The organism is Candidatus Acidulodesulfobacterium sp. H_13, from assembly GCF_048541835.1.
Lineage (GTDB): Bacteria > SZUA-79 > SZUA-79 > Acidulodesulfobacterales > Acidulodesulfobacteraceae > QIJE01.
This window is the reverse complement of record NZ_JBLEOY010000001.1, coordinates 233,403-250,335: the sequence shown is the minus strand read 5'-3', so window position 1 is coordinate 250,335 and position 16,933 is coordinate 233,403. Positions and strand designations below refer to the sequence as shown.

The 16,933-nt window shown below is 37.9% G+C and carries 11 protein-coding genes, 2 tRNA genes, 3 rRNA genes and 1 other RNA gene; all 17 read left to right on the top strand.

The features are described 5' to 3' along the window. Positions 1 to 327 precede the first annotated feature (327 nt). The 17 genes from ACMCNP_RS01280 (at position 328) to ACMCNP_RS01200 (ending at position 16,931) form a co-directional block, all read left to right on the top strand. Positions 328 to 1,461, top strand: coding sequence for a class II glutamine amidotransferase (locus tag ACMCNP_RS01280; RefSeq protein WP_419312734.1), 1,134 nt, complete (start codon positions 328 to 330; stop codon positions 1,459 to 1,461). After that, positions 1,458 to 2,978: a glutamate synthase-related protein gene (locus ACMCNP_RS01275; RefSeq protein WP_419312731.1), complete on the top strand. Its 1,521-nt coding sequence runs from the start codon at positions 1,458 to 1,460 to the stop codon at positions 2,976 to 2,978. Before ACMCNP_RS01280 ends, ACMCNP_RS01275 begins: the two co-directional genes overlap by 4 nt. Positions 2,979 to 3,046: 68 nt before the next feature. Continuing rightward, complete coding sequence (locus tag ACMCNP_RS01270; RefSeq protein ID WP_419312728.1) at positions 3,047 to 3,790, top strand: GltB/FmdC/FwdC-like GXGXG domain-containing protein; 744 nt, start codon at positions 3,047 to 3,049, stop codon at positions 3,788 to 3,790. Between the two features lie 61 nt (positions 3,791 to 3,851). Beyond that, on the top strand, positions 3,852 to 4,076 hold the full coding sequence (locus tag ACMCNP_RS01265) for a hypothetical protein (protein ID WP_419312725.1): 225 nt from the start codon (positions 3,852 to 3,854) through the stop codon (positions 4,074 to 4,076). Beyond that, complete coding sequence (locus ACMCNP_RS01260; RefSeq protein WP_419312722.1) at positions 4,073 to 4,351, top strand: cell division protein ZapA; 279 nt, start codon at positions 4,073 to 4,075, stop codon at positions 4,349 to 4,351. Before ACMCNP_RS01265 ends, ACMCNP_RS01260 begins: the two co-directional genes overlap by 4 nt. Positions 4,352 to 4,375: 24 nt before the next feature. After that, positions 4,376 to 4,559, top strand: a non-coding RNA gene (ssrS, locus tag ACMCNP_RS01255) — 6S RNA. 85 nt (positions 4,560 to 4,644) lie between these two features. Further along, complete coding sequence (locus tag ACMCNP_RS01250) at positions 4,645 to 5,229, top strand: 5-formyltetrahydrofolate cyclo-ligase (RefSeq protein ID WP_419312719.1); 585 nt, start codon at positions 4,645 to 4,647, stop codon at positions 5,227 to 5,229. A 27-nt stretch (positions 5,230 to 5,256) separates the two neighbouring features. Then, on the top strand, positions 5,257 to 6,819 hold the full coding sequence (rny, locus tag ACMCNP_RS01245; RefSeq protein WP_419312716.1) for a ribonuclease Y: 1,563 nt from the start codon (positions 5,257 to 5,259) through the stop codon (positions 6,817 to 6,819). Next, positions 6,809 to 7,609: a TIGR00282 family metallophosphoesterase gene (locus tag ACMCNP_RS01240; protein ID WP_419312713.1), complete on the top strand. Its 801-nt coding sequence runs from the start codon at positions 6,809 to 6,811 to the stop codon at positions 7,607 to 7,609. Before rny ends, ACMCNP_RS01240 begins: the two co-directional genes overlap by 11 nt. A 6-nt stretch (positions 7,610 to 7,615) precedes the next feature. Beyond that, complete coding sequence (gene tyrS, locus ACMCNP_RS01235) at positions 7,616 to 8,962, top strand: tyrosine--tRNA ligase (RefSeq protein ID WP_419312711.1); 1,347 nt, start codon at positions 7,616 to 7,618, stop codon at positions 8,960 to 8,962. A 121-nt stretch (positions 8,963 to 9,083) separates the two neighbouring features. Further along, positions 9,084 to 10,638: ribosomal RNA gene (locus ACMCNP_RS01230) — 16S ribosomal RNA — on the top strand. 52 nt (positions 10,639 to 10,690) lie between these two features. Then, positions 10,691 to 10,767 (top strand) — tRNA-Ile (locus ACMCNP_RS01225). 24 nt (positions 10,768 to 10,791) lie between these two features. Continuing rightward, positions 10,792 to 10,867 (top strand) — tRNA-Ala (locus ACMCNP_RS01220). A gap of 105 nt (positions 10,868 to 10,972) precedes the next feature. Then, positions 10,973 to 13,983, top strand: a 23S ribosomal RNA gene (locus ACMCNP_RS01215). A 66-nt stretch (positions 13,984 to 14,049) separates the two neighbouring features. Beyond that, positions 14,050 to 14,166, top strand: a 5S ribosomal RNA gene (gene rrf / locus ACMCNP_RS01210). Together the 16S, 23S and 5S rRNA genes with 2 tRNA genes alongside form the textbook arrangement of a ribosomal RNA operon. Positions 14,167 to 14,308: 142 nt before the next feature. Next, positions 14,309 to 15,142 carry a prepilin peptidase gene (locus ACMCNP_RS01205; protein ID WP_419312708.1) on the top strand — a complete coding sequence of 278 codons (834 nt, stop codon included), beginning with the start codon at positions 14,309 to 14,311 and terminating at the stop codon, positions 15,140 to 15,142. A 142-nt stretch (positions 15,143 to 15,284) separates the two neighbouring features. Beyond that, positions 15,285 to 16,931 (top strand): hypothetical protein, encoded by a 1,647-nt coding sequence (locus ACMCNP_RS01200; RefSeq protein ID WP_419312706.1) that lies wholly within the window; start codon positions 15,285 to 15,287, stop codon positions 16,929 to 16,931. Positions 16,932 to 16,933 lie beyond the last annotated feature (2 nt).

Below are 16,933 nucleotides of genomic sequence, written 5' to 3'. Positions count from 1 at the left end.
AATATATCAAAATAAATAAGTCTGAGTCTAAAGCTTGGAATTACGAACAAAAAAATAACTTCGAGATCTAATGCTATAATTTATGCCGAAGTTTTAAAGGAACTAAATATAAACTTCCTTTGTAGGCGAATATATTTTTACTCCTATTTTTTACGGAGGTTATAAATTTTCTTTAATACCCATTGACGACATAGGCATGGGTGTAGTATATATAAGGTTCAAGAGAATCAATAAACGACAAATATTGTTTAAAAAATGCGTATATGTTATATTTAAATTAATGATTGATAATGTAAAATCTGTTAAACAAAAGACATAGGGGTTAACGTGCTTAAGTTAAAAAATGAGTTTAGTCTTGAAAGGGATATTTCAGGATGCGGATTGTGCGGTATCATAAATTCTAAAAAAATTAAAACGAATGGCAGCGATATTAAAAAGGCTATATCTATAGAGCATGATAGAGGGAACGGGCTAGGGGGAGGATTTGCCGTTTACGGAAATTATCCCGATTATGCCGAATTATATGCATTTCATATAATGTACGATAATTTATCGGCAAAAAAAGATGTAGAAGAATATCTTAAGAATAACTTTATTATCGAAAAAGAAGAACCTATACCGACTTTTAAGACTTCTAAAATTTACGATCACCCATATTTGCATCGTTATTTTATAAAACCCAAGTCCGATAGACAAGATAAACTGTTTCATGAACTCGGTGATGATGATTTTGTCGTTAACAGCGTTATGTTGATTAACCAGAATTATAACGGGGCATATGTTTTTTCAAGCGGGAAAAACATGGGTGCCTTTAAGGGGGTTGGTTATCCGGAAGATATTGCGGATTTTTATAGGTTAGAAGAGATAGAGGGTTATATGTGGACGGCTCACAATCGTTTTCCTACAAATACTCCGGGATGGTGGGGCGGAGCACACCCGTTTACATTGCTGGATTGGTCGGTTGTGCATAATGGAGAGATATCTTCTTACGGTATAAACAAAAGATATCTTGAAATGTATAAATATAACCTCTCGCTTAAGACTGACACTGAGGTTATTACGTATATTCTTGATCTTCTTATAAGAAAACATGGTATTCCGGTCCGGTTAGCCGTTATGGTATTAGCCTCTCCTTTCTATCATAATATCGATAAAATGGATAAAAATAAAAAAGAACTATTAACTGCTTTGCGACAGATTTACGGCAGCGCACTCTTAAACGGTCCGTTTGCTATCGTATTTTGTTATTCTAACGGTATGATTGCAATGAATGACAGGATAAAGCTCAGGCCTCTTATCGCCGCTACTATGGGTTATTTTACTTATGTGGCATCAGAGGAGGCCGCAATAAGAGCGGTGTGTCCTTCCCCTGATTCGGTATGGTCACCTAAAGCTGGAGAGCCGGTTATGGTTGAATTCGAAGAACCAATATTGCAAAAAGGAGGGTTGGTTAGTTTATGACAAAATCTTCATTTTCCAATATACAATCCGAATATTTAGCCCTGATAGACCACAATAAATGCGTTAGATGTAAGAGGTGTATTCAAAATTGCGGATGGGGGACATATAGTTTTGGCGGCGATAAAATTATCTCCGAACATAATAAGTGCGTAGCTTGCGGAAGATGCTACACATATTGTCCGGAGGGAGCCATTTCGATTATTAAAAATCCTACTGTTGTTCGAGAAAATGCAAACTGGAAAGACGGTCTCATGAAGGATATATGGAGGCAATCGGAAACCGGCGGCATTCTTATCTCAGGGATGGGAACGACTTTTAAATATAAAAAATATTTTGACCATATACTTTTAGATGCTTGCCAGGTCACAAATCCTTCTATAGACCCATTAAGAGAGCCTATGGAGCTGAGGACTTATCTAGGTAAGAAACCTTCTAAATTAGATATTGAGTTTGACGAAAATGACGAACCGATTTTAAAAACTAAAATGCCTCCGCAAATAGAATTACAGACTCCGTTTGTTTTTGGCGCGATGTCTTACGGCTCTATCTCGCTAAATGCGCAAAAGGCTATGGCTTTGGCCGCTAGGGCGTTAGGTATAATTATGAATACGGGCGAAGGAGGATTGCACAATGATTTAGTCCCATTTGGCAAAAATATTATAGTTCAAGTGGCTTCCGGAAGATTTGGCGTACATAGGGATTATTTGAATAGTGGAATTGCTGTGGAAATAAAAATAGGACAGGGTGCTAAGCCAGGGATAGGAGGTCATTTACCCGGTGAAAAAATAGGGGTGGATATATCAAGAACGCGAATGATTCCTGTCGGAACTGATGCTATTTCACCTGCTCCCCATCATGATGTATATTCTATAGAAGATTTACGGCAACTTATTTTCGCTATAAAAGAAGCTACCGATTATGAAAAACCAATTTCTGTTAAAGTAGCAGCCGTGCATAATATAGCGGCCATAGTAAGCGGAATTGTTAGAGCGGGAGCAGATATTGTTTATATTGACGGTTATAGCGGCGGCACCGGGGCGGCACCTAATATAATAAAAAATCATGTGGGAATACCCATTGAACTTGCTCTTGCTCAAGTAGATGAAAGACTTAGAAATGAAGGGATTAGAAATGAGGCGTCGATAATTGCGGCAGGGAGTATTAGATCTAGTGCCGATGCGATAAAGGCTATAGCTCTGGGAGCAGACGCTATCGCAATAGGAACGGCCGCTCTTGTAGTAATGGGATGTCATGTTTGCGGTAAGTGTAATACCGGAAATTGCAGCTGGGGGATCACGACGCAGAGGCCGGAGCTTGTCAGAAGGCTTGATCCTGAAGTTTATGGGGAAAAATTATACAATCTTATTTCAGCATGGAGTCATGAAATCCAAGAGGTTTTGGGTGCTATGGGGGTGAATTCCATTGAGAGTCTGAGGGGATCTAGAGAAAGACTGAGGGGCGTTGAACTAACCGATACAGAGTTAAAAGTTCTTGGAATTAAACATGCAGGGTTTTAATCTTGATATATATAATAATGAATACAACTTGTATTAAATTAAAATATAGAGGGAGGATTAAGTAGCATATGATAACGATAGACGCTGCCGGTATGCATTATAAGGAACTCAACATACTAATAAAAGAAGGGATAAAAAGGGGTATAAAGAAATTTTTTCTTGAAAACGTTAATGGACAGTATTATATCGGCGATGGAATTAAAGGGGATGATGTCGTTATTACCATAAACGGCGTTCCTGGTAATGATCTGGGGGCTTTTATGGATGGACCGACGTTAATTGTTAATAATAATGTTCAAGATAATATAGGTAATACTATGAATGCTGGTAAAATATTAGTTAAGGGTGATGCCGGAGATGTTGTAGGCTACGGTATGAGAGGGGGAAGAATTTATATCTTAGGTGATGCCGGATATAGAATAGGAATACATATGAAGGGATATGATGAGCAACTTCCCATTATAATCATTGGAGGAAAGGTTGGAAGTTTTTTTGCAGAGTACATGGCGGGAGGGATTATAGTTCTATTAGGGCTTAACGATAACAACTCAGATGAATTTTACGGCGAATACTTTGCTACTGGTATGCATGGGGGTACAATATATCTTAGAAAAAAGATAGATTTTTCTAAATACTCAAAGGAAGTTGAACTCTATGAAGCCGACAAAGATGACATGGCTTTTTTAAAAAAATATTTAATTGAGTATTCTGATAGTTTTAATATTCCCCGAGGACAAATTACAGACAAGCCTTTTTATAAAATTGTACCTTCGAGCGCAAGGCCGTATGCTCATCTTTATACCTCGGCATAATATAAATAAACAATGTATTTATTTTAAATTTATGAATGAATTATTTTTGGAGTCTCAAAAGATGGATATTGACAATCTCAATGCTATAGAAGAAAGGATTATTTTAATCAAAGAGTCATTTGAAAGAATAAAGATGGAACGAGATAAACTTTTAACGGAGGTTAAAACTAAAGATGATGAGATCAACGAGTTAAAAGATAAAATATTGCAAAATGAAGCCGGAAACGATATCGTAATAAAAAAGATCGATAGTATATTAAATGATTTAGAGACGATACAGTTATGAGTGATCTTGTTGAACTTATGATAATGAATCATAAGTTTGTTATAAGTAGCGACAAAGATAAAAGATACTTAGAACGACTTGCATCGTATGTGAATGCCAAAGCAGACGAGGTGAGGGAAGGAACTAAGTCGGTAGATTCTTTTAATGTTGCCGTTTTGACTGCACTTAATATAGCAGACGACTTTATGTCCGATAAAATAGAAGTTAATAATGAAAGTAAAAGGGTTTTGGATAAGGTTAACAATGTCTATAATTATATAGCTAAATCTTCATAGATACAATTATGGTTTGGTTTACGGAATACCCTGCGGTGTTCGATGTCGGGTTTTTAAAATTGACCCAACAGTTGGATAGAAAGGGATTGTCACTGTCCTTTTGGTAAAGAAGCATAGAAACTTTGATTTTTTATCAATAGGATACACGATTACCACCTATTTTTAATAGGTCTAATTTTAAAACTTCTTCGGCACAAGCGGGGTTTTCTGTGCAACGTGGTGGTATCTTTCGCTGCATTTACTCCCTTTTATCCCCTTATTTTTATTATTTGTATAGAATAATGTGTTGAAAGATGATTAAAAAAAATGCCATAAGGAATACGATGAAAGATAAGCGGAATAGATTAAGCGAGCCGTCAATTATGACTTGCAGCTTGAATATTACCAAAATTGCTTATGATTATATAGCAATCAATTCATTTAAAAATGCTGCGATTTATATGAGCATTAAGAATGAAGTAAGGATTGAGTATATGGTAGCTCTTAATAATGTTAGGGCTATTGATATCTTTCTGCCGGTATGTAAAAACTACGATGATGTTTACTTTAATAAAATAGATGATATTAATTGTATGCAGAAAGATTATTTTGGCATATCGTGTCCTAAAAGCGATTTTGCTACCGATGTGAAAGAAATTGAAGTCTTTTTTATACCTGGGTTAGCATTTGATATGTCGGGAAACAGGGTAGGTTACGGTAAGGGCTGTTATGACGGAATATTGGCAAAAGCCGAGGAATCTTTATTTATAGGCGTGTGTTATGAATTTCAGCTAATTTTCAGTGACGTTATAGAGCAGAATAGTCATGATATAAAGATGGATTATATACTTACGGAAAAAGGAATGCATAAGGTAAATAATTTACCGAGATTTAGGTAATATTGTAATAATTAAGGAGAGATATAGATGGCTGAATATTTTTTAACCGGTATAGTAATTATTTTTTCGGTCGTGTTTTTTATTGGGGGGGTTTTTGTTAAATATATTATTGATAAAAAATCATCGAATAATGCATTATCAAAGGCTAATTCTATAATAAATGAAGCAGAAAAAAAAGCGGGAGAAATTAAGAAGGAAGCAATATTAAGTGTCAAAACCGAGGTAATAAGACTAAAGGAGATTGCGGACGAAGAAATTCGTGCGCATAAACAAGAATTAAACCAATTAGGAAAAAGATTGTCGATAAAAGAAGATAATATAGAAAAGAGGATATCCTTAATAGAAAGAAAAGAAAATGATTTTATGAGGAGAGAGAGGATATTAGCTCAATCGGAAAAGGCAGTTGTAGAAAAAGAGAAAATTGCCGATGAAAAACTTAAGGAAAGGATCTTAGAATTAGAGAAAGTATCCGGCATGACATCTTTAGAAGCAAAGAACACATTAATAAATTCGATAACTGAAGAGGCAAAGCATGAGTCTGCAAAAGCAATTAAAAGGATAGAAGATGATACAAAAGAAACGGCAGATAGGAAGGCAAAAGAAATTATAGCAATGGCCATTCAGCGTTATGCGGGCGATTATGTAGCCGAAAAATCCATATCATTAGTTCAACTTCCCAGCGATGACATGAAGGGCAGAATAATAGGGAGAGAGGGTAGAAATATTAGAGCATTGGAATCGGCAACCGGTGTTGATTTAATAATTGATGAAACTCCGGAGGCAGTAATTTTATCATCTTTTAATCCTATCAAAAGGGAAATAGCTCGACTTTCTTTGGAAAGATTGATAGTAGATGGTAGAATTCATCCAGCTAGAATCGAAGAAGTAGTCGGCAAGGTAGAGGAAGAACTCAATAGGACAATGAAGGAGGCTGGTGAACAGGCTACATTCGATATAGGGATTCATGGTATTCATCCGGAGCTCCTTAAGCTTTTAGGGAGATTAAAATATAGAACGAGTTATTCCCAGAATGTTTATAACCATTCCGTGGAAGTTGCTTTTCTTTGTGGGATAATGGCATCGGAGCTCAATATCAATGTTAAACAGGCTAAAAGATCAGGTCTTTTGCACGATATTGGCAAAGCTGTCGATCATGAGGTTGAAGGATCCCACGCTATTATAGGTGCCGACTTGGCGAAAAAATTTGGCGAATCCCCAAAAGTGGTACATGCTATAGCGGCGCATCATTTCGATGAGGAACCCAATAGCGTTCTGGCTGTTTTAGTTTCCGCAGCCGACGCTTTGAGTGCTGCAAGGCCCGGTGCTAGGAAAGAAATGTTTGAAACCTACGTGAAGAGATTAGAGGGTCTTGAATCAATAGCTAATTCATTTAGCGGTGTTGCTAAGAGCTATGTTATCCAGGCAGGGAGAGAAATTAGGGTAATAGTTCAAAGTCAGAAAATAACGGATGAAGATTCCGTCATGCTGTCGAAGGATATTGCTAAAAAGGTGGAGTCTACGCTTCAATATCCGGGACAGATAAAAGTGACGGTCATCAGGGAAACGAGGGCAACTGAATTTGCTAGATGATGATATAAAAATCCTTTTTATAGGAGACATCATAGGAAAACCGGGTAGATTAACCGTTAAGATGCTCATAAATAGGTTGATTGATAAATTTAAACCGGAATTTATAATAGCGAACGGAGAGAACGCAGCTCATGGGATGGGGATCACACCGGATATTGCAGAGTTTTTATTTGATTTAGGCATAGATGTTCTTACTACCGGTAATCATATATGGGACCAAAAATCTATAATTCCGTATATTAATGTTCATTCAAAACTTTTGCGACCCGCAAACTATTCTCTTTTGACTCCCGGAAAAGGATACGGTGTTTTCGATTCCAAATTAAAAAGAAAGATAGGTGTTATAAATCTCGAAGGGAGAGTCTTCATGAAGGGATTTACCGAGTCTCCATTTAAGATTGCTAAAGATATAATCGAGGAAATTCATGATGAGGTGGATGTGATAGTTGTAGATTTTCATGCAGAGGCAACATCCGAAAAAGAAGCTCTTGCATTATACTTAGATGGCGAGATATCGGCGCTATTGGGGACACACACGCATGTTCAGACCAACGACAACACAATACTACCTAAAGGTACTGCTTATATAACGGATGTAGGAATGGTAGGTTCAAAGTATTCCGTTATTGGAACCAACAAGGATGTTGCGATAAGAAAATATCTTACCGGAATGCCCGAAAAATTTGTTCCAGAAGAAAAAAATATTATTTTAAATGCTGTTTGCGTAACCGTAGATAAAAAAATAAAATCGAATAGTAGTATTGAAAAAATTTATGTTAATACAGATTAGATCTATATGGACAATATAAAGCACGGAATAGAAAGCGCGATTAAAGAACAGATGGATGCTATAAGAAGAGGGAGTGTCGAGATTATAAAAGAAGACGAGCTCTATAAAAAATTGTCGTATTCGTTAAACAATAATATTCCGTTAAAAATTAAGGCAGGTTTTGATCCTACGTCTCCAGTCATTCATTTGGGACATGCCGTTCTACTAAATAAGCTTAGGGTTTTTCAAGAATACGGGCATATCGTATTTTTTATTATCGGAGATTTTACCGCAATGATAGGCGATCCTACCGGAAAGTCCGAAACGAGGAAATCTTTATCAAAAGAAAATGTCTTAAAAAACTCTATAGATTATAAGCGTCAGGCATTTAAAATATTAAAACCGGAAAAAACTGCGATTCTTTTTAACAGTTGGTGGTTGTCCAATATAAAATTGGACGAGTTTATTATGGTTTCCTCAAATTATACGGTTAGAAGAATGCTTGAAAAAGATGATTTTGAAAAGAGATATAAAGATAATAGGCCGATCGCTATACATGAGTTTATCTATCCATTACTTCAAGGCTTTGATTCTTTATTTCTTAAGTCAGATATCGAAATAGGCGGGAATGACCAAAAATTTAATCTTATCGTAGGCAGAGAGCTAATGAAAAGCTTTGGGTTAACCCCTCAAGTTATCATGACTATGCCTTTGCTTGAAGGACTTGATGGAAAAAATAAGATGAGTAAATCCTTGGGCAATCATATAGGGATGTCAGATGAACCGAATGAAATGTTCGGCAAAATAATGTCGATATCGGATGAAATGATGATCAAATATTATGAGCTTTTAAGTTTGGTTTCTAATAAAGTGCTGGCAGAATTAAAAAGAGATATAAATGAAGGTTTGAATCCAATAACGGCAAAGAAAATGCTCGCATTAGAAATCGTTGAAAGATATTGGGGTAAATCTTCTGCCGATAAAGCTCAAAAATATTTTGTGGACAAATATCAAAAAAAAGTTAATCCTGAAGATATAAACACTATAGAACTTAATAGTAAAGATTACGAGAAATTTATAACCGGTAGCAAATGGCTACTTAATGACATTCCATCCTTATTGGTTCCAACGGAAGTTATTATCTCATTTTTAAATAGCATAAATGCCGTTTCAAGTAATAGTGAAGCGAAAAGATTAATTAAACAGGGAGCGGTTAAAATATATTTCGAAACTAAGGATAAAGATATTAGAGAATCTAAAGTTGATATCAATACCTATGCAATTCCAAAAAACATCAATGAATTCGTGCTAAAAGTAGGTAAGAAAAAAATATATAAAATTATTAAAAAAAAGCTTGACAATGATGTTGCATAGTAATATACTACTTAAACACTTCGAGTTAAGGTATTAAGAAAGCCTGCTACAGAAGATCGGTCTTTGAGAACTAAACAGCACGCATTAAAAAAAAAATAGTTAATTTCTAACATATTTTATTGTTATAGAGAGTTTGATTCTGGCTCAGAACAAACGCTGGCGGCGTGCCTAACACATGCAAGTCGTACGTGAAAGTTCAGCAATGGACGAGTAAAGTGGCGAACGGGTGAGTAATACATAGGTAATCTACTTATAAGATCGGAATAACAGTTCGAAAGGACTGCTAATGCCGGATAATATACTCTATCAAAAGATAGAGTATCAAAGGTGGCCTCTTCACAATGCTATCACTTATAAATGAGCCTATGGACCATTAGTTAGTTGGTAAGGTAATGGCCTACCAAGACAAAGATGGTTAGCTGGTCTGAGAGGATGATCAGCCACACTGGAACTGAAACACGGTCCAGACTCCTACGGGAGGCAGCAGTGGGGAATATTGCGCAATGGGGGAAACCCTGACGCAGCAACGCCGCGTGAGTGATGAAGGTCTTCGGGTTGTAAAGCTCTGTTAAATAAGAAGAAATTCCCATATTCTAATACAATGTGGGATTGACGGTATTATTAGAGAAAGCACCGGCTAACTCCGTGCCAGCAGCCGCGGTAAGACGGGGGGTGCAAGCGTTGTTCGGAATTACTGGGCGTAAAGGGCGTGTAGGCGGCATAACAAGTTAGGTGTGAAATCTTCAGGCTCAACCTGAAAAGTGCACTTAAAACTGTTAAGCTAGAGAGTGGTAGGGGAAAGCGGAATTCCTAGTGTAGAGGTGAAATTCGTAGATATTAGGAAGAACACCGGTGGCGAAGGCGACTTTCTGGGCCATTTCTGACGCTGAGGCGCGAAAGCGTGGGGAGCAAACAGGATTAGATACCCTGGTAGTCCACGCTGTAAACGATGAACACTAAGTATAGGGGGATTTTTTCTTTCTGTGCTCAAGCTAACGCATTAAGTGTTCCGCCTGGGGAGTACGGTCGCAAGATTAAAACTCAAAGAAATTGACGGGGGCCCGCACAAGCGGTGGAGCATGTGGTTTAATTCGACGCAACGCGAAGAACCTTACCTGGGTTTGACATCCTCTGACAATTAAAGAAATTTAGCTTTTTCCGTAAGGAAACAGAGAGACAGGTGCTGCATGGCTGTCGTCAGCTCGTGTCGTGAGATGTTGGGTTAAGTCCCGCAACGAGCGCAACCCTTACTTTTAGTTGCCATCATTTAGTTGGGCACTCTAAAGGAACTGTCGGTGATAAACCGAAGGAAGGTGGGGATGACGTCAAGTCCTCATGGCCTTTATATCCAGGGCTACACACGTGCTACAATGGTCTATACAAAGGGAAGCAAGTTTGCGAAAACAAGCAAATCCCAAAAAGTAGATCTCAGTTCGGATTGAAGTCTGCAACTCGACTTCATGAAGTCGGAATCGCTAGTAATCGCAGATCAGCATGCTGCGGTGAATACGTTCCCGGGCCTTGTACACACCGCCCGTCACACCACGAAAGTCTGCAATACTAGAAATCGTGACGCTAACTCGAAAGAGAGGCTAATGCTTAAGGTGTTGCCGGTAATTGGGGTGAAGTCGTAACAAGGTAGCCGTAGGGGAACCTGTGGCTGGATCACCTCCTTTTAAAGGAGTAAAATGTGCTGTTTAGTTTTGAAATACCGGTTATTAGGCTTATGGGCCTATAGCTCAGGTGGTTAGAGCACACGCCTGATAAGCGTGGGGTCTCTGGTTCGAATCCAGATAGGCCCACCAATAAATATGTGGTTTGTGAATAGAGGGGGTGTAGCTCAGATGGTAGAGCGCCTGCTTTGCACGCAGGAGGTCATCGGTTCGATTCCGTTCACCTCCACCATTAAGTTTATGAGAATAGTACCGGTTAGGTTTTTATTTGCTCTTTGAAAATTGAATGTGAATTAAGCAATTAGTAATTAGGATCAAGGCGAATGTTTTAAGTATAGATTAAGTTACTAAGGGCGTATGGTGGATGCCTTGGTATCCGGAAGCGATGAAAGACGTGGTTAGCTGCGATAAGCATTGGGGAGCTGCCTAACAAGCTATGAGCCAGTGATTTCTGAATGGGGAAACCCGCCGAGATAAAATTTCGGCATTTATTATTGAATACATAGATAATAAAGGTGAACGAGGGGAACTGAAACATCTAAGTACCCTCAGGAAGAGAAAACAATAGTGATTTCCTTAGTAGCGGCGAGCGAAATGGAAAATAGTCTAAACCTTATATAATTATAGCCTGCAAGCGTTTTATATAGGGGGTCGTGAGATACTTTTATGGGTTTTGCAGAGACCTAAAGGAGTTACAAAATTAATTTATAGCTGAACAATCTGGAAAGGTTGATCATAGTGGGTGATAATCCCGTAAGCGAAATGAGTTAATCTCCTTAGAGTATTCTCGAGTACCGCGGAACACGTGAAATTTTGCGGGAATTACGGAGGACCATCTTCGAAGACTAAATATTACCGGATGACCGATAGTGAACTAGTACCGTGAGGGAAAGGTGAAAAGCACCCCGAGAGGGGAATGAAATAGTACCTGAAACCATATGTCTACAACCAGTAGAAGCTCTATGTTTATTAGTAATAATGGACAGAGCGACTGCGTGCCTTTTGTATAATGAGTCAGCGAGTTATTATGTATAGCAAGGTTAAGCCGTTAATGGTGGAGCCGTAGCGAAAGCGAGTCTTAATAGGGCGATTTAGTTATATGTAATAGACCCGAAGCCAAGTGATCTATCCATGGCCAGGATGAAGCAGGAGTAAGATCCTGTGAAGGTCCGAACACACTAACGTTGAAAAGTTAGGTGATGAGCTGTGGATGGGGGTGAAAGGCCAATCAAACTTGGAGATAGCTGGTTCTCCTCGAAATATATTTAGGTATAGCCTCGTAAGTTAGTAATTGGGGGTAGAGCACTGGATGAGCTAGGGGTCTTACCGGACTACCAAACTCAATCAAACTCCGAATACCAATTATGTAATTACGGGAGTCAGACTGCGGGAGATAACTTCCGTGGTCGAAAGGGAAACAACCCAGATCGCCAGCTAAGGTCCCAAAATTCATGCTAAGTGGAAAAGGATGTGGAAGCGCATTGACAACCAGGAGGTTGGCTTAGAAGCAGCCATCCTTAAAAGAAAGCGTAATAGCTCACTGGTCAAGTGAATCTGCGCCGAAAATGTATCGGGGCTAAGCATGATACCGAAGCTGCGACTATGTATGTGAATACATGGGGTAGAGGAGCATTCCGACAACCGCTGAAGACAGATCGAAAGGACTGTTGGAGGAATCGGAAGTGAGTATGCTGACATAAGTAGCGAGAAAATATGTGAAAAACATATTCGCCGTAAGTCTAAGGTTTCCTGAGCAAGGTTAATCCTCTCAGGGTTAGTCGATCCCTAAGTCGAGGCCGAAAGGCGTAGATAATGGAAAACGGGTTAATATTCCCGTACTGCAATATTAGCGTTATTAGCGAAGGGGGGACGCAGAAGGATAGGTTGTCCTGCTGACGGAATAGCAGGTTTAAGCATGTAGAATTATACTTTGGAAAATCCGGGTATTTTAAGTTCAAGGTGCGAATAGGAGAGGCGAAAGTCTCATAAACCAATCAATTCCATACTGTCAAGAAAATCCTCGTAGCGAGTTAATATTGTAATCGTACCGCAAACCGACACAGGTAGACTGGGAGAGCATCCTAAGGCGCTTGAGATAACTCTGGTTAAGGAACTCGGCAAATTGACACCGTAACTTAGGGATAAGGTGTGCCTATATTAGTGAATGATTTACTCAGTAAGCTTTTATAGGCTTCAATAAAATGGCGGTAGCGACTGTTTACTAAAAACACAGGTCTCTGCAAAGTCGCAAGACGAAGTATAGGGACTGACGCCTGCCCGGTGCCGGAAGGTTAAAGGGAGAGGTTAATGCTTTGGCATGAAGCTTTGAACTGAAGCCCCGGTAAACGGCGGCCGTAACTATAACGGTCCTAAGGTAGCGAAATTCCTTGTCGGGTAAGTTCCGACCTGCACGAATGGCGTAACGACTTCCGCGCTGTCTCAACCAGAGGCTCAGCGAAATTGAAATACCGGTGAAGATGCCGGTTACCCGCAACTAGACGGAAAGACCCCATGCACCTTTACTATAGCTTGGCATTGAAATTCGGGGCGATATGTGTAGGATAGGTGGGAGACTAAGAAACCGTGGCGCTAGCTTCGGTGGAGTCAACCTTGAAATACCACCCTTATCTTTCTGTGTTTCTAACTATAATCCGTAATCCGGATTTAGGACAATGCCTGGTGGGTAGTTTGACTGGGGCGGTCGCCTCCTAAAGAGTAACGGAGGCGCGCTAAGGTTCCCTCAAGCTGATTGGAAATCAGCTGTAGAGTGCAAAGGCATAAGGGAGCTTGACTGCGAGACTGACGGGTCGAGCAGGTACGAAAGTAGGTCTTAGTGATCCGGTGGTTCCTCATGGGAGGGCCATCGCTCAACGAATAAAAGGTACGCTGGGGATAACAGGCTTATCTCCTCCAAGAGCTCATATCGACGAGGAGGTTTGGCACCTCGATGTCGGCTCATCACATCCTGGGGCTGTAGCAGGTCCCAAGGGTTTGGCTGTTCGCCAATTAAAGTGGTACGCGAGCTGGGTTTAGAACGTCGTGAGACAGTTCGGTCCCTATCTGTTGTGGGCGTAGGATATTTGAAGGGAGCTGTCCCTAGTACGAGAGGACCGGGATGGACGAACCTCTGGTGTTCCAGTTATCACGCCAGTGGTAATGGCTGGGTAGCTATGTTCGGAAGGGATAACCGCTGAAAGCATCTAAGTGGGAAGCCCCCCCTAAGAAAAGATATCCCCTGTGGTAACACAGCTAAAGATCCCTCATAGACTATGAGGTTGATAGGTCAGGTGTGTAAGCATAGCAATATGTTTAGCTTACTGATACTAATAGATCGTGAGACTTAATCATTACATATAAGCCATTGATACTTAGACTAATTTGCTTAGTTTGCATTCGATTATTTATAGACAAGTTTTCGGTAACTATAGCATAGGAGAAATACCCGTTCCCATTCCGAACACGGAAGTTAAGCCCTATTGCGCCGATGGTATTGCGCGGGTAGCTGCGTGAGAGAGTAGGTCGTTACCGGATTTATTTACCCCAAACATGTTATACATGTTGTTTGGGGTATTTTTTTAATATCTATTTAGCCATTATGGACTATAAAAATATAGTTTTAATTCAGACTCTATTTTCCTATCGTTTTTTTCTTTTCTTTTCTGTATTTGTATTTTTGTTTGGATTATCTATAGGTAGTTTTATAAATGTTATTATATATAGATTACCAAGAAGCCTTTCGATAATATATCCGTCTTCAACTTGTCCGAGTTGCGGGGCAAGAATTAAATTTTACGATAATATTCCGATTTTAAGTTATGTAATTTTAGTAGGTAAATGTAGAGAATGCGGAAGTAGAATTTCGCCATTATACCCTATAGTGGAATTTTTAACTGGTGTATTGCTATATTTGCTGTTTTTGAAATATTTTTATTATTCGTATTTTCTTTTACATATTAATGAATTTAACATAGGCTATTTTAGGGATTATATATGGGGACAGTTAAATTATTTTTTTACTTTTGCCTTTTTTATAATAATTATCATTTCCATAGCTTTTATAGACTTATTCCATAGAATTATTCCGGATATTCTAAATATTTTATTAATAGTTTCTGGGTTTGTCGCAAATATTTTTTTATTGCATAAACCCATAATGTTTTCTTTATATGGGTTTATAATACCTGGATTATTTTTTTACTTTATAGCTTTTTTTTATGAAACCGTTAAAAAAAAAGAAGGACTTGGAGGGGGGGATATAAAGCTAATTGCTGGAATAGGCTCTTATTTGGGACTGATCGGGGCAATATTTACAATTTTCGTCGGTTCTATTTTCGCGTTAGTCGGATTTATGTTATTCTTTGTATTTCAAAAATTGACGAACGCTAAAACCGTGAGTTACGATTTTAAAATACCGTTTGGACCCTTTCTTTCACTCGCCGCTGTTTATTATATATTTTACGGTCATTCCTTAATAAAAATTTATATTAATTTTATAAAATTATATTGATATTGAAGTAATATAGTGATTAAAGGTGGCATACTGATTTGACAATTTTTTTTTATTATGTTAAGAATAAACATAATAAAAAAAAATATGATTTTTTTTTAAAAATGAAAGAAGTTTAAATGATTTTATATGGAGAATATATTTGTTTAAAATAATAAAAAATAAGAGTTTTTTTATCTTTATATTTATCTTTCTATCTTTGATTTTTATATTTAAAAAAAATGCTTTTGCGTATGTGAATATCGGAATAATGCCTTATAAAATTGTTTCTACGCATAATAAAAAATATTCATATATTGCACGCAGTATTCCTTTGCTTCTGTCTTCAAGTTTAGCCTCTAACGATATTCGAATAGTGAGATATCCCGATCTCGTTTCATACATCAAGGGCAATAATATAAATTTTTCATCAAAAGATTTTTTAAAATTATCTAAGCATTTTAAAATCAATTACTTAATTTTTGGAAGGATCATTAAGATAGGGGATACCTTTATCCTGCAATCTAACATATTTAGTGTCGTTAGGGATAAAATAATTTATAGAAATAGTATTCAAGCACTTGGAAGTAAATTTATCGTCAATGATATAAATAGGCTCTCTAACATTTTAAAAAAGAAAATTGTTTCCATGCATCCGCCGAAGATTTTTTTGCTTAAAAATAAGACGACAGTCAGTGTGCCTGAGGTTGTTGGCGGAAGTATGTTTATAAAGCAGTTTGCCAAGGGTGACGATGGACTCGTTAGGACAGCAGTTAAAGAATATATAATACAAGCTATAAGCACAGGTAAATTTTTATCTAAGGGGATTCAGACCGTTATAGCAACGAGACATAGAATTATTTTATATAATTTATCTATTAGCGGAAAACTGACCAAATTGGCGCAGCATGAATTATCTCCAAGGAGTAATGTCATATATGTTGGATTTTATAGGATTTCCAAAGATCATCGGGCATTAATCATTACCAAGGCGAAACTTGGTATGATAATATCTTATATGTTGGTTTATAAGAACGATAGTCTTGTAAAATTAACTAAAAACTATAATATATTTTTAAGGGTCATGGATTTACCCGGTTTAGGAAATGTTATTGTAGGCCAAAACCCCATTTCAGTAAGTCCGTCAGGCAGGTATTTCAATGATTACGTTATAGGACAGAATGGTTATCCCATAGGTCAATTTGGCGGTAAAACTTATGTATATCGGTTTAATAACAGTACGGATACATTGATAAAAACACGACGGCTTACTTTTTATAATAACATAACGCTCTACGGAACGGTTTACGGAAATATTAAAGGAAACGGTAAGAATTATCTTTTGGCATTATCTAATTCAGGAAACTTAATGATTATAGATAACAAAGGGAAAACGATTTATACCGGTCAGAAGACGTACGGAGGGTCTCCCTTGCAGGTTAGTGTCTCGTCTTTTGGAGGAGATTTGAGTTCGACATATGCCGATGGGTTGATATATAATATTCCTGCGCAAATTGATGGATTATATCATAATGGTAAATTAGAAATTATTGTTTTAAAGAATTATAAGCAGGCAGCTTCTCTGCATAACCTTAATTATTATATCAAAAACTCTATATTTAGTCTTACTTGGAATAAAGTGGGGTTTTATCCTCGTTGGGAGATAAAGCCGGTAACCGGTTACAGTGCCGGATTTTCTATTTTTAAGGAAGGTAATGGCCTTTATCTATCTGACGGAATAGTCGAAACCCCTGGCTCTATGTTTACTAAACCCAAAAGCTACATAGCAATTTATAAGATTGAAAATTAGAA

What these genes read in the sequence shown, in the direction of transcription:
- tyrS (WP_419312711.1), top strand. Translation starts at nt 7,616, where the DNA reads ATGGACAATATAAAGCACGGAATAGAAAGCGCGATTAAAGAACAGATG.
- rny (WP_419312716.1), top strand. Translation starts at nt 5,257, where the DNA reads ATGGCTGAATATTTTTTAACCGGTATAGTAATTATTTTTTCGGTCGTG.
- ACMCNP_RS01250 (WP_419312719.1), top strand. Translation starts at nt 4,645, where the DNA reads ATGATTAAAAAAAATGCCATAAGGAATACGATGAAAGATAAGCGGAAT.
- ACMCNP_RS01270 (WP_419312728.1), top strand. Translation starts at nt 3,047, where the DNA reads ATGATAACGATAGACGCTGCCGGTATGCATTATAAGGAACTCAACATA.
- ACMCNP_RS01260 (WP_419312722.1), top strand. Translation starts at nt 4,073, where the DNA reads ATGAGTGATCTTGTTGAACTTATGATAATGAATCATAAGTTTGTTATA.
- ACMCNP_RS01265 (WP_419312725.1), top strand. Translation starts at nt 3,852, where the DNA reads ATGGATATTGACAATCTCAATGCTATAGAAGAAAGGATTATTTTAATC.
- ACMCNP_RS01275 (WP_419312731.1), top strand. Translation starts at nt 1,458, where the DNA reads ATGACAAAATCTTCATTTTCCAATATACAATCCGAATATTTAGCCCTG.